Annotated in this window: 11 protein-coding genes and 1 pseudogene; 9 read left to right on the top strand and 3 right to left on the bottom strand. The window is 70.6% G+C overall.

Features of this window, described 5'->3' with window-relative positions; translation table 11 throughout:
- Positions 1–224 precede the first annotated feature (224 nt).
- The 6 genes from ACX28W_RS42965 (at position 225) to ACX28W_RS42940 (ending at position 9,200) form a co-directional block, all read left to right on the top strand.
- Positions 225–2,540: a molybdopterin oxidoreductase family protein gene (locus ACX28W_RS42965; RefSeq protein ID WP_459005535.1), complete on the top strand. Its 2,316-nt coding sequence runs from the start codon at positions 225–227 to the stop codon at positions 2,538–2,540.
- A gap of 121 nt (positions 2,541–2,661) precedes the next feature.
- Complete coding sequence (locus ACX28W_RS42960; protein ID WP_459005534.1) at positions 2,662–4,056, top strand: CitMHS family transporter; 1,395 nt, start codon at positions 2,662–2,664, stop codon at positions 4,054–4,056.
- A gap of 58 nt (positions 4,057–4,114) precedes the next feature.
- Entirely contained in the window at positions 4,115–5,344 is a 1,230-nt protein-coding gene (locus ACX28W_RS42955; RefSeq protein WP_459005533.1) for an MFS transporter, read from the top strand.
- A 254-nt stretch (positions 5,345–5,598) separates the two neighbouring features.
- Complete coding sequence (locus ACX28W_RS42950; protein WP_459005532.1) at positions 5,599–6,942, top strand: ABC transporter ATP-binding protein; 1,344 nt, start codon at positions 5,599–5,601, stop codon at positions 6,940–6,942.
- A gap of 20 nt (positions 6,943–6,962) precedes the next feature.
- Positions 6,963–7,451, top strand: coding sequence for a DUF3574 domain-containing protein (locus ACX28W_RS42945; RefSeq protein WP_459005531.1), 489 nt, complete (start codon positions 6,963–6,965; stop codon positions 7,449–7,451).
- Positions 7,452–7,868: 417 nt separating this feature from the next.
- On the top strand, positions 7,869–9,200 hold the full coding sequence (locus ACX28W_RS42940) for an MFS transporter (protein WP_459005530.1): 1,332 nt from the start codon (positions 7,869–7,871) through the stop codon (positions 9,198–9,200).
- Positions 9,201–9,225: 25 nt separating this feature from the next.
- On the opposite strand, the gene ACX28W_RS42935 is transcribed toward ACX28W_RS42940, so the two are convergent.
- The 3 genes from ACX28W_RS42935 to ACX28W_RS42925 all read right to left on the bottom strand — a co-directional run bounded on the left by ACX28W_RS42935 (position 9,226) and on the right by ACX28W_RS42925 (position 11,671).
- Positions 9,226–10,179, bottom strand: a complete 954-nt coding sequence (locus ACX28W_RS42935) for a DMT family transporter (protein WP_459005536.1) — start codon at positions 10,177–10,179, stop codon at positions 9,226–9,228.
- Positions 10,180–10,255: 76 nt separating this feature from the next.
- Positions 10,256–10,981 carry an ArsR/SmtB family transcription factor gene (locus tag ACX28W_RS42930; protein WP_459005529.1) on the bottom strand — a complete coding sequence of 242 codons (726 nt, stop codon included), beginning with the start codon at positions 10,979–10,981 and terminating at the stop codon, positions 10,256–10,258.
- Between the two features lie 51 nt (positions 10,982–11,032).
- Positions 11,033–11,671 (bottom strand): TetR/AcrR family transcriptional regulator, encoded by a 639-nt coding sequence (locus ACX28W_RS42925; protein WP_459005528.1) that lies wholly within the window; start codon positions 11,669–11,671, stop codon positions 11,033–11,035.
- A gap of 12 nt (positions 11,672–11,683) precedes the next feature.
- Between ACX28W_RS42925 and ACX28W_RS42920 the strand changes: the two are divergent.
- From ACX28W_RS42920 to ACX28W_RS42910, 3 genes and pseudogenes are all read left to right on the top strand, one after another.
- A pseudogene (locus tag ACX28W_RS42920) lies at positions 11,684–11,851 on the top strand (acyl-CoA dehydrogenase family protein); the annotation flags it as partial.
- A gap of 80 nt (positions 11,852–11,931) precedes the next feature.
- Entirely contained in the window at positions 11,932–12,222 is a 291-nt protein-coding gene (locus ACX28W_RS42915; RefSeq protein ID WP_459005527.1) for a YiaA/YiaB family inner membrane protein, read from the top strand.
- A 92-nt stretch (positions 12,223–12,314) separates the two neighbouring features.
- On the top strand, positions 12,315–12,941 hold the full coding sequence (locus tag ACX28W_RS42910; RefSeq protein ID WP_459005526.1) for a TetR family transcriptional regulator: 627 nt from the start codon (positions 12,315–12,317) through the stop codon (positions 12,939–12,941).
- Positions 12,942–13,061: the final 120 nt, after the last annotated feature.

Genomic DNA, 13,061 nt, shown 5'->3' with positions numbered 1-13,061 from the left:
ACCATCGCTGCCACACCGCACTCGAAGGCCAGCCCCCGATCAGCCGCGTCAACAACCCTGCGGGTCAATACACCTAGGACCTGTCCTAAGCCGGTCGTGAGCCGGGGGGAGCCGTTCGCGAATTTCCGACCTCACCCCCGACAGGCCCTCCCCGCCGTCCGTACCGGTCGGTATGCTCGGCCCCAGTCCGTGTGCCACTGTCGCCACCGCCTCCGGGAGGACCTGTGTCCCGCACCGCTCTGCGTATCTGCCCCCTCTGCGAGGCCACCTGCGGACTGACGCTCACCATCGAGGGCACCCGCGTGACCGGCGCCCGCGGCGACCGCGACGACGTGTTCAGCAAGGGGTTCATCTGCCCGAAGGGCGCCTCCTTCGGGGCCGCCGACGGGGACCCCGACCGGCTGCGCACACCCCTCGTCCGCAAGGACGGCGAGCTGCGCGAAGCCACCTGGGAGGAGGCCTTCGACGCGGTCGCGGCGGGCCTGCGACCCGTTGTCGAGCAGCACGGACCGCACGCCGTCGGCGTCGTCCTCGGCAACCCGAACGTGCACACCATGGCCGGCGCCCTCTACCCTCCCGTCCTGCTCACCGCGCTGCGCACCCACAGCCTCTTCACCGCCTCCACCGTCGACCAGATGCCCAAGCATGTGTCGAGCGGTCTGCTGTACGGCGACGCGAACGCGATCCCGGTGCCGGACCTCGACCACACCGACCACCTGCTGCTCATCGGCGCCAACCCGCTGGAATCCAACGGGAGCCTGTGCACCGCCCCCGACTTCCCCGGCAAGCTCAAAGCGCTGCGGGCACGCGGCGGCACGCTGACGGTCATCGACCCGCGGCGGACCCGTACGGCCAAACTCGCCGACCGTCACGTGGCCATCCGCCCCGGTACCGACGCGCTGCTGCTCGCGGCGATGACGTACGTCCTCTTCGAGGAGAAGCTCGTCGACCTGGGCGATCTCGCGCCCCACGTCCAGGATGTCGACGAACTGGCCGATGCCGTAAGGGACTTCACGCCCGAGGCCGCGAGCGAGGCCTGCGATGTGCCGGCCGGCACGATCCGGGCGCTCGCCCGCGAGCTGGCCGCCGCGCCCACCGCCGCCGTCTACGGCCGCATCGGCAGCTGCACCGTCCCGCACGGCACCCTGGCGAGCTGGCTCGTCGACGTCCTGAACATCCTCACCGGCAACCTCGACCGGCCCGGCGGCGCCCTGTTCCCCCGGTCCGCGACCGACAAGACGCCCCGGCCTGCCGGACCCGGCCGCGGCTTCGCGCTCGGGCGCTGGCACAGCAGGGTGAGCCGCCACCCGGAGGTCAAGGGCGAGCTGCCGCTGGCCGCCCTCGCGGAGGAGATCGACACCGCCACGCCGGAGGGGAGCACGGCTACGACGGAGGGGAGTACGGCCACGCCGGAAGGCGGTACCGCCGATCCGCAGGGCGGCCCGATCCGCGCCCTCATCGCCGTCGCCGCCAACCCCGTACTGTCCGCCCCCGACGGCGACCGCCTCGACAAGGCCCTCGACTCGCTCGACTTCATGGTCAGCGTCGACCCCTACCTGAACGAGACCTCGCGCCACGCGCACGTCGTCCTGCCCCCGCCCCCGCCCTCGCAGAGCGCGCACCACGACTTCGCCTTCAACACCCTCGCCGTACGCAACCAGGTGCGCTACACCCGCGCCGCCGTCCCTCTCGAACCGGGCCGCATGGCGGAGACCGAGATCCTCGCCCGGCTGGTGCTGGCCGCCACCGGGATGCACGGCGCCGATCCCTCCGCCGTCGACGCGCTGGTCATCGACTCCACCCTGGGCAAGGCGGTCAACGACGCGCACGGGCCGGTGCACGGACGGGATCCGAAGGAACTCGCCGCCGCGCTCACCGGCGAGAACGGCCCCGAGCGGCGACTCGACATGATGCTGCGCCTCGGCCCGTACGGCGACGGCTTCGGCGTACGACCGGACGGCCTGAGCCTGGAGAAGCTGCTCGCGCATCCACACGGCATCGACCTCGGGCCGCTCGGGTCACGCCTGCCGCAGCCGCTGAAGACGCCCAGCGGGAGGATCGAGCTGCTGCCGGGACCGATTGTCGACGATCTTCCCCGATTGCGAGCGGCGCTGCGCGAGCGCCCGGCGGCGATCGTGCTCGTCGGCCGCCGTCATCTGCGCTCCAACAACAGCTGGATGCACAACGTGCCCGCGCTCACCGGCGGCACCAACCGCTGCACCCTGCACATCCACCCCGAGGACGCCGCACAGCTCGGGCTCACCGACGGGGCGGCCGTGCGCGTCAAGGGCGCCGGGGGAGAGGTGACCGCCCCCGCGGAGGTCACGGACGCCGTACGGCGCGGGGTGGTGAGCCTGCCGCACGGCTGGGGCCACGACCGGCCGGGCACCCGGATGAGCCACGCCGCTCTGGACCCGGGCGTCAACGTCAACCAGCTCCTCGACGGCTCGCTCCTGGACCCGCTGTCGGGCACGGCGGTACTCAACGGCGTGCCCGTTGACTTGGCGCTCGCCGAGACGCTGACCGAGGCAAGCCCGTGACCTGGAGTTTTGCGCTTATTGCTCGCGCGTCAACATCTTGTTAAGGCTTGCTGAACGGACCTAACGTCAACCCACCGCCGTCCCTGGTGGGAGTTCAAGGGCGAACGTTAGGTATCCATTCATGCTGACCATCCTCGGCTTCACCATGATCGCGACCTTCTTGGTCCTGATCATGCTGAAAAAGATGTCGCCGATCGCGGCGCTCGTACTGATTCCGGCGCTCTTCTGCGTGTTCGTCGGAAAGGGGGCCAAGCTCGGCGACTACGTCATCGACGGCGTCACCACCCTCGCCCCCACAGCGGCGATGCTGATGTTCGCGATCGTCTACTTCGGTGTGATGATCGACGTCGGCCTCTTCGACCCGATCGTCCGGGGGATCCTGAAGTTCTGCAAGGCCGACCCGATGCGGATCGTGGTCGGCACCGCGGTCCTCGCCGCGATCGTCTCCCTCGACGGCGACGGCTCGACCACCTTCATGATCACGGTCTCGGCGATGTACCCGCTGTACAAGCGGCTGAAGATGAGCCTGGTCGTGATGACCGGCGTCGCCGCGATGGCCAACGGTGTGATGAACACGCTGCCGTGGGGCGGTCCCACGGCCCGCGCGGCGACCGCGCTGAAGCTCGACGCCAGCGACATCTTCGTGCCGATGATCCCCGCCCTGGCCGTCGGCCTCCTTGGCGTCTTCGTCCTCGCGTACGTCCTCGGGCGCCGCGAGCGCAAGCGGCTCGGTGTGCTGACGCTGGACGAGGCGCTGGAGCCGCAGGAGTCGGAGACGGTGCTGGTCGGCGCCTGCGGCGGCGAGGGCGGCAAGACCGTGCCCACGGGTGGCTCGGGCACGGACGCGGACTCCGAGCCCGTCGAGGAGAACGGCTTCCAGGGGCTCGACCCGAACCGCGCCACCCTTCGCCCCAAGCTCTACTGGTTCAACGCGCTCCTCACGGTCACCCTGCTCACCGCCATGATCATGGAGTGGCTGCCGATCCCGGTGCTGTTCCTGCTCGGCGCCGCACTCGCGCTCACCGTCAACTTCCCGCACATGCCCGACCAGAAGGCCCGCCTCGGAGCTCATGCCGAGAACGTCCTCAACGTCTCCGGCATGGTCTTCGCCGCCGCCGTCTTCACCGGCGTCCTCCAGGGCACCGGCATGGTCGACCACATGGCCAACTGGCTCGTCGACAACATCCCCGACGGCATGGGCCCGCACATGGCCTTCGTCACCGGCATCCTGAGCATCCCGCTCACCTACTTCATGTCGAACGACGGCTTCTACTTCGGCGTCCTGCCGGTCCTCGCCGAGGCGGGACAGGCGCACGGAGTATCGTCCCTGGAGATCGCCCGCGCCTCGCTCGTCGGTCAGCCGCTGCACATGTCGAGCCCGCTGGTGCCCGCCGTATACGTCCTCGTCGGCATGGCGAAGGTCGAGTTCGGCGACCACACCAGGTTCGTGGTGAAGTGGGCGGCGCTGACCTCGCTGGTGGTGCTCGGGGCGGGAATCCTGTTCGGCATCATCTGATACCTGACTCGATCCCCTGGCTCATCCCCTGACTCGATCCTCCAGGGAGGACACGAACGTGAGGCCCGGTAGGAACCGGGGCTGGCTGCTCCGCCTCGTCATAGCCTTCGCCTTCGCGCAGGGGGCGGTGTCGATGGCCCGGCCCGCCGTCTCCTACCGGGCCCTGGCGCTGGGCGCGGACGAACGCGCCATCGGCGTGATCGCGGGCGTCTACGCCCTGCTCCCGCTGTTCGCCGCCGTACCCCTGGGCCGCCGCACGGACCACGGACGGTGCGCGCCCCTGCTGCCCGTCGGAGTCGTCCTCATCGCGGGCGGCTGTGCCCTGAGCGGTACGGCGAACTCGCTCGCGGCGATGGCGGCCTGGAGCGGAGTGATGGGCCTCGGCCACCTCTGCTTCGTCATCGGCGCCCAGTCGCTCGTCGCCCGCCAGTCCGCGCCGCACGAACAGGACCGCAACTTCGGCCACTTCACCATCGGCGCCTCGCTCGGCCAACTGGTCGGCCCGATCGCCGCCGGAGTCCTGATCGGCGGCCCGGACCGGGCCGGCACCAGTGCGCAGGCCCTGCTCGTCGCGGCCGCGGTCGCCGCGGTCTCGTTCACCTCACTGTGGCGCATCGAGCACCGTACGCCCGCCAAGTCCCGTACGACCCAGGGCGAGCGGGTCCCGGTGCACCGCATCCTGCGCACGCGGGGCGTACCCGCCGGCATCTTCATCAGCCTCGCCGTGCTGTCCGCGACGGACATCCTCACCGCGTATCTGCCCGTGGTCGGCGACCACCGGGGCATCGCGCCGTCCGTGATCGGGCTGCTGCTGAGCCTGCGCGCGGCCGCGACCATCGCCTGCCGTCTGGTGATGACGCCGATGCTGCGACTGCTCGGCCGGACCGCGCTGCTCACCACGACCTGCCTGGCGGCGGGCGTCCTGTGCGCGGGCATAGCGCTGCCCGTGCCGGTGTGGGCGCTGGCCGCGATGCTCCTGGCCCTCGGCTTCTGCCTGGGCGTCGGCCAGCCGCTGTCCATGACGACGGTCGTGCAGGCCGCCCCGGACGACGCCCGCTCCACGGCCCTCGCCCTGCGACTGACCGGCAACCGCCTCGGTCAGGTCGCCGCGCCCGCCGCGGCGGGCCTGATCGCCGGAGTCGCGGGTGTGGCCGCCCCGTTCGTGATGCTCGGCGCGCTGTTGCTGCTGTCGTCCGGGACAGCCCTGCGCTCACCCACGAAACCGACCCCCGAGCGCGGCGAGCCGCGGCGGCCCAGGGTGCCCCTGCGCCGCAAGAGCGACATCTGACGACCCAGGGTGCCCTTGCGCCGGAAAAGCAATATCTGAAGCGGCGCAAGCAATATCTGAAGCGGCGCGAGCGACATCTGAAGCGGCGCCGGTGCGCGTCGCGGCACGGTATCCGATCGTCCGCTTCCGCACAGTGTCTTCCCCCGGGTAGACGCGGTCCGTTAACTTCCGTGACTCACACGTCCCGTGCGACCCCGTACGGTACGTTCGACCGCGGAGCACCAGCGCCCTGTGAGCCCCCGGGGGCACCTTTCATGACACGCGCCATCTCCCTGCACCAGGTCAGCAAGTCGTATACGCGCGGCGCCCGCGTGGTGGAGCGGCTGTCGCTGGACATCCGGCCCGGCGAGTTCCTCGTGCTGCTCGGACCCTCCGGCTGCGGAAAGTCGACCGTGCTGAGAATGATCGCCGGACTGGAGGACGTCACCGAGGGCGAGGTGCGCCTGGACGGGGAGTACGCCAACGATCTGGCTCCGTCCGCACGGGACATGGCGATGGTCTTCCAGAACTTCGCCCTCTACCCGAGCATGACCAACCGCGCCAACATCGGTTTCCCGTTGCGCATCGAGACACCCGGGACCGACCCGCGCCCGCGCGTCGACGCCACCGCCCGGATGCTCGGCATCGAGGACCTCCTCGACCGCTTCCCCAACCAGCTCTCCGGCGGCGAACGCCAGCGCGTGGCGATGGGCCGAGCGATCGCCCGGCACCCCTCCGCCTTCCTGATGGACGAGCCGCTGTCCAACCTCGACGCCAAGCTCCGCAGCCATCTGCGCGCCGAAATCTCCTGCCTTACCCGGGAGTTGGGCGTCACCACGGTGTACGTCACCCACGACCAGGCCGAGGCGATGTCGCTCGGCGACCGGGTCGCCGTACTGCGCGGCGGCGTCCTCCAACAACTGGGCACGCCCCGCACGGTCTACACGCTGCCCGCCAACGTCTTCGTCGCCGCCTTCATCGGCACCCCGCGCATCAATCTGCTGCGTGGCCTCGTCCGCGCCCCGCTCGACGGAGCCATGACGATCAGCCTCGGCCGGCAGTGCCTGCGGCTGCCTGAACCCCTCTGTCTGGACCACCAGTTGCTGCGGGTGCAACAGGGGCGCGATGTCATCGTCGGGCTGCGCTCCGAGGCCATCCGCCTGGCCAAGCCGTCGGAGGCCCGGCCGGGCGAGGCGGCGATCAGCGGTCTCGTCGAGCACGTGGAGTTCCAGGGCCACGAGGTCCTCGTCCACTTCAACACCGGCTCGCGGCCGGCTTTCGTCCCGGAACTGGAGGCGCCCCGCCCGGCCCGCCCGGCCCGGCGTCGACGTCGTCGTGAGGGCACCGTCCTGGACCGCCTGCGCGAGCGCGCGGGCGGGAGGGCCGGGCCGGTGGTCGTCCTCGATCACCTCGGGGACGAGGATCCCCCACGCGCCGACGAAGCCCCGCCGGAGGGCCGACTGCCCGGCGACCTCGTCGTCCGCACCACGCCCGACATCGAACTCCGCCACGGCATGCAGATCCCCCTGCTCGTCGACATCGCCCATCTGTTCGTCTTCGACCAGCACGGCGAACGCATCAGTCCCGCTCCGGCGCGGCTGCCGGACCTGGAGGAGTGAGTTCCGCTAGGCAGTGGTGCATGACTCCGCTCAGCACCCGCGCCCGGATGGGCGCCGCCCTCGCCACCACCCTGCTCGCCGCCGGTGCACCGGCCGCGTACGCCCTGATCGGCGACAGCGACGAGAGGTCGCGGACGACCGCGCACGACCAGGCGTACGGCGAAGCCCCCGTCCGCGGCGCGGCCTACATCGAGACGCGGCTCCTCTTCGGCACCGAACGGCCCGGCGGCGGCCCGGCCGTGAGCGACCGGCAGTTCAAGGACTTCATCGACCGTCAGGTGACCCCCGCCTTCCCCGACGGGCTCACCGTGCAGGACGGGCGCGGGCAGTGGCGGGACGCGCACGGCACGATCGAGCGCGAGCGGTCGTACGAGCTGATCCTGCTGTATCCGCAGGCGGCGGCGGACGCGAGCGACCGGAAGGTCGAGAAGATCAGGACCGCCTACGAGAAGACCTTCGGCCAGGAGTCGGTGGGGAGGGTCGACGACCGGGTCGGCGTCGACTTCTGACTCCGGTTCCGGTTCCGGCTTCGGCTCCGACTTCGGTCCGGCTCTGGTTCCGACTTCGGTTCCGGCTCCGGAGGCACCTCTGGTGCCGCAAAACTATCGTCGCTAGTCGCGGTGTTCGGGGTCGGCGGGGTCGGACTCGCGGCGCTCCAGTCCGCCAGGATCACATGACCGCGGGCAAGGGCGGGCGCGCGCTGGTCGTGTTCTGACCGGGCTTCATCCCGTGCACCCCGGCCGCAGAGGCGCGGCAGGGGTGCTTGGTGTGCGCACAGTCCACTCATGGGTGCCATGTGCAGGTAAAAATCGCTGCTGTACGACCCGTTGACCGCCGTACCGTCCGGTCAGTATGTTCCCCGGAACCGCGGCCGCACCCCCTGTTTCCTCCCCGCTCCTTCCCCGCACCCACCGGAGTGTGCACGCATGGACACGGCACCTTCCACACCATCCGCTCACCCGCAGTCCGCCACTTCCCCCGCACTACGGAACCGACGCAAGGTGGCCACCGCGGCCGCGCTGGCCTCGGCCGTCGAGTGGTACGACTACTTCGTCTTCGGCATCGCCGCCGCCCTGGTGCTCGGCGATCTCTACTTCCCGGCCGGCAGTTCGTCCGCGGGAGTCCTCGCCGCCTTCGCGACCTTCGCCGTAGGCTTCCTGGCCCGTCCGCTCGGCGGAGTCATCGCGGGCCACCTCGGTGACAAGCGCGGCCGCAAACCCATGCTGGTTCTCGCGCTGACCCTGATGGGCCTGGCCACCACGGGCATCGGCCTGCTCCCCACGTACGCCACCATCGGCGTAGCCGCCCCGATCCTGCTCGTCGCCCTGCGCGTCGTACAGGGCATCGCGGTGGGTGCGCAGTGGGGTGGCGCGATGCTGCTCGCCACCGAGTACGCCCCCGAGGGCAAGCGCGGGCTGTACGGCAGCTTCGTCCAACTCGGCGTCCCCATCGGCGTGGTGACCGCCAACACGGTATTCCTCGTGGCCGGCGCGTTCACGAGCGAGAGCGCGTTCGCCGCCTGGGGCTGGCGACTGCCCTTCCTGGTCGGTGTGTTCGTCCTCGGACTCGCCTGGTACATCCACACCCACGTCGAGGAGACCCCCGAATTCCGGGCGGCGGAACAAGCGTTGGCGGCCGAAGAGAAGGGAACGAAGAGCTCTCCGCTGCGCACGATCCTGCGCGAGCACCTCGGCACGGTGTTTCTCGCGGGCGGCTCCTTCGCCGTGAACACCGCGACCTTCTACATTCTCATCACGGGCGTCCTCGACTACACCACCCGTGAACTCGACATGAAACGCGACGCGGTGCTCACCGTCTCGCTCTGCGTCAGCCTCACCCAACTGGTGCTGATACCGGCGTCGGCCGCGCTCTCCGACCGCATCGGGCGCATCAGGATCTACGCGCTCGGGGCGGTCGGCATCGCGCTGTGGGCCGTGCCGCTGTTCCTGCTGATCGACACCGGTTCGCTGCTGTGGCTGGCCGTCGGCACGTTCGTCGGGAGCTGCTTCCTCAGCATCATGTACGGGCCGCAAGCCGCCCTGTTCGCGGAGCTGTTCACCCCCGAGATGCGGTACACGGGTGCCTCGCTCGGCTACCAGATCGCGGCCGTGTTCGGCGGCGGACTCGCTCCCTTCGTGATGGTGCTGCTCCTCGAGGCGACCGACACGTCGATGTCCGTGTCCGCGTACATCATCGGGCTCGCGGTGATCGCCCTCGTCTCCATCAGAATCCTCGCGAACAGGGCCCGATCACGCTGATGCCGACTCACGAACAGGTGTGGAGTCACGCCTGTTCGTGCTCCGGCCGTGGTTCCGGGGTGCGCTCCGAAACCACGGCCGCTCGCGTACGGGGCCGCGAGCGCGACACCGCGACGCCCGCCAGGCACAGCGCCCCGCCCGCGAGCGTGAGCAGCCCCGGGATCTCGTCGAGGAAGAGCCAGGACATCAGCACCACGAGGGCGGGCACCGCGTACGTGGTCGCGCCCATACGGCTCGCGGTCGTGCGGGCGAGGGCGTACGCCCAGGTCGTGAACGCCAGCGCGGTCGGGAAGACGCCCAGGTACAGCATGTTGAGCGTCGCCGAGGCGGGCGCGTCGGCCGCGTCCCGGACGAGCTGCCCGGCGAAAGGCAGACACAGTACGGCCCCGACCAGGCAGCCGAACGTCGTGACCTGGAGCGCGCTCGCCCGGCCGAGCGCCGGCTTCTGTGCGACGACCCCGGCCGCGTAGGCCACGGCGGCGAGCAGACACAGGGCCACCCCCAGTACCGAGGAACCGCCCTCACCGGACATCGACAGTCCCACGGCGACCGCACCGGCGAACGACACCGCCATGCCCGCCAGCAACCGCGGCGGCATCGCGTCACCGAGCAGCCGGGAGCCGAGCAGGGCGATGAGGATCGGGCCGATGTTCACCACCAGCGCCGCCGTGCCGGCATCCACCTCCTGCTCGCCCCAGTTGAGGACCACCATGTAAAGGCCGAACCACAGCAGCCCCGATATGGCGATCCCGCGCCAGGCCGTGTGCGGCGGCCACCCCTCCCTACGGACGAGACAGACGGCCCCCAGCGCGACGGCTCCCGCCAGCAGCCGCCCGAGTGCCAACGCGCCCGGCGAGTACGCGGCGCCCGCGCTGCGGATCGACACGAAGGCGGAGGCCCACAGCACGACGGTGACGGTCGCCGCGCCCGCGGCGAGCAGATCCGTGCGGCGGGCGGGCGTCGTTGAGGCGGCGTTCATCATGCTCCCGAGGCTAGGTGTGGGCCGGTGCAGTGGCTTGCGGATTTCGGACGCGGTGATTCAGTGGCTCGGTCGTTCAACGGAGTGCCGCTGCCTCGATGCCCAGGAGTTCCGTGAGGGCGCGCTCGCCTCCCGGCGTGACCTTGACCGCGCGTTCCGAGCCGATGCGCACGCACCAGCGGGCGTCCAGCGCGTGCCGGCACAGGGCCGCGCCCGCGGAGCCCGCGAGGTGCGGGCGGCGTTCGGTCCAGTCGAGGCAGGCACGGGTGAGAGGGCGGCGGCCGCCTCCGCTCAGGCTGATACCTGCCTCGTCGAACCAGCGCAGGCCCGCGTCCGTGAGCGCGAACCCGGTGTCCTGGCGGAGCAGCCCTCGGTCGGTGAGCGCGTCGGTGAGGGTGATGCCGAGTCGCCCGGCAAGGTGGTCGTAACAGGTGCGGCCGCGGGCCATCGCGGAGCCGGCGCTGGAATCCCGCAGTGTGTGGGGGCGTTGGGCGGCCTCGGGGGTGACCTGGGCGGCGAGGTCCTCGACCAGTTGGGCGACGCGGGTGCCGGCCAGCCGTACGTAGCGGTGCCGACCCTGTCGCTCCTCGGTGAGCAGTCCGCCCGCGACGAGTTTGCCGAGGTGTTCGCTCGCGGTCGAGGGCGCGACCTGGGCGTGCCGGGCCAGTTCACCGGCGGTCCAGGCCCGGCCGTCGAGCAGCGCGAGCAGGAACGCGGCGCGGGTCTCGTCCGCGATCAGTCCGGCCAGCGCCGCCAGTCCCGGTGCCACCGGATCCTTCGACCTCGTCATACCGCCCAGCATGAGCCAGGAACATTTCGGTCCCCACCGAAAGGTTGCCGGGGGCGAACAAACTCACTGCGGTCCCACCCTCCTGAACTGCTCCGCCAACCCGTCCAGCAATGCCGTGAGCCCCACCTCGAACGCCCGCTCGTCGATCTTCTCCTCCTGTTCGGCGAGAAGGTGGGCCTGCCCGAGGTGGGGATAGTCCGCGGGATCGTACGCCGTCTCGTCGTCGACGAAGCCACCGGCGAAGGAGCCGAGGGCAGACCCCATGATGAAGTACCGCATCAGCGCCCCGATGGATGTGGCCTGCGCCGGAGGCCACCCGGCCTCGACCATCGCCCCGAAGACGGCGTCCGCGAGCCGGAGCCCGGCGGGCCGGCGCCCGGGCCCGCGCGCGAGGACGGGGACGATGTTCGGGTGGTCGCGCAGGGCCGCCCGATAGGAGACGGCCCAGTCGTGCAGGGCGGTACGCCAGTCCCGCCCGTCCTCGAACATCGACAGGTCGACCTGCGCGCTCACGGAGTCCGCGACCGCCTCGAGGATCTGGTCCTTGGTGCGGAAGTGGTTGTAGAGGGAGGGCCCGCTCACTCCCAGTTCGGCGGCGAGCCGACGCGTCGAGACGGCCGCCAGCCCCTCGGCGTCCACCAGGACCCGTGCCGCGCTGACGATGCGGTCGGTGCTGAGGAGGGGCTTGCGCGGTCGGGCCATGGCGCACATGGTAGGGCCGCGAACAATGCCCTCCAGGTCTTCGGTGGGTACGGCCACATCGACGAGTACCCGGCGGGCAAGCTGCTGCGCGACGCTCGTGTGATGACCCTCTACAAGGGCAGCAGCCAGATCCAGAAGCTGCTCATCGAGCGTGCACTGACAGGGGTTTCGGCCTTCTGAGGCCTTCTGAGGCCTTCTGAGTACGCGGCTGAGTACCCGAACGGATGTGTCCCGGCCCGCACGGGCCGAATCTGGTCCCCATGAGTAGTGAGACACCGGTCAAGCAGCAGTCCACCGCCGCCTTCTACGGCCAGGCCGTCGCCTCCTTCGCCGTCGCCATGGCGGCGACCGCGCTCGGCATCTTCAATCTGCAGACGGACGCCTGGGTGCGCGCCTTCCTCGGCATAGCCGTCCTCTACCTCGTGACCTCGTCCTTCACCCTGGCCAAGGTCATCCGCGACCGGCAGGAGGCCGGGCAGATCGTCAGCCGGGTCGATCAGGCGAGGCTGGAGGAGCTGCTCGCCCACCACGACCCCTTCCGGAAGCCCTGAGGGCCGTCGCGCGGCCTGAGCGGGGGATCTAAGCGCCCGCTCAGGTTCAGGGGTATGGTGTTCACCCTGCCAGTGGAAGGGGCGAACCAGCGATGAGTACGGCGCAGGAGACGGCCGACGGCGAGATGCAGCCGTGGGCCGAGGTCACCCCGGACGCGGCCCGGCGGCTGCTCGTCGCCGCCGTGGAGGCCTTCGCCGAGCGCGGGTACCACGCGACGACGACCCGGGACATCGCGGGCCGCGCCGGCATGAGCCCCGCCGCGCTCTACATCCACTACAAGACCAAGGAAGAGCTGCTCCACCGGATCAGCCGGATCGGGCACGACAAGGCGCTCGACATCGTGCGCACCGCGGCGGCCGGCGGGGGCAGCGCCGCCGAGCGACTCACCGACGCCGTGCGGTCCTTCGTGCGGTGGCATGCCGGGCAGCACACCACCGCGCGGGTCGTGCAGTACGAGCTCGAAGCACTCGGTCCCGAGGCGCGGGCCGAGATCGTGGCACTGCGGCGGCAGACCGACGCGGCCGTGCGAGGCATCATCGAGGACGGCGTCGCGGCGGGCGACTTCGACGTGCGGGACGTGCCGGGCACCACGCTCGCCGTGCTCTCGCTCTGCATCGACGTGGCGCGCTGGTTCAACGTCAACGGCCCCCGCACGCCCGACGAGGTCGGCGCGCTCTACGCCGACCTCGTACTGCGAATGGTGGGTGTGAAGGAGTAGCTCCCGGGGGCCCTCCTTGGAGGCAATACCGCCTTACTGATCGTTTCAGAATGAAATGTGTTGTGGGGCTTGGCAGTTGGGTGTTGTGTCGGCAGGATCTGTTGGATGCCTGCTGATCTT

The sequence above is a fragment of the Streptomyces sp. SD15 genome, assembly GCF_054462255.1.
Note: the sequence above shows the minus strand (reverse complement) of the source record. Positions and strands in the feature narration are given on the sequence as shown.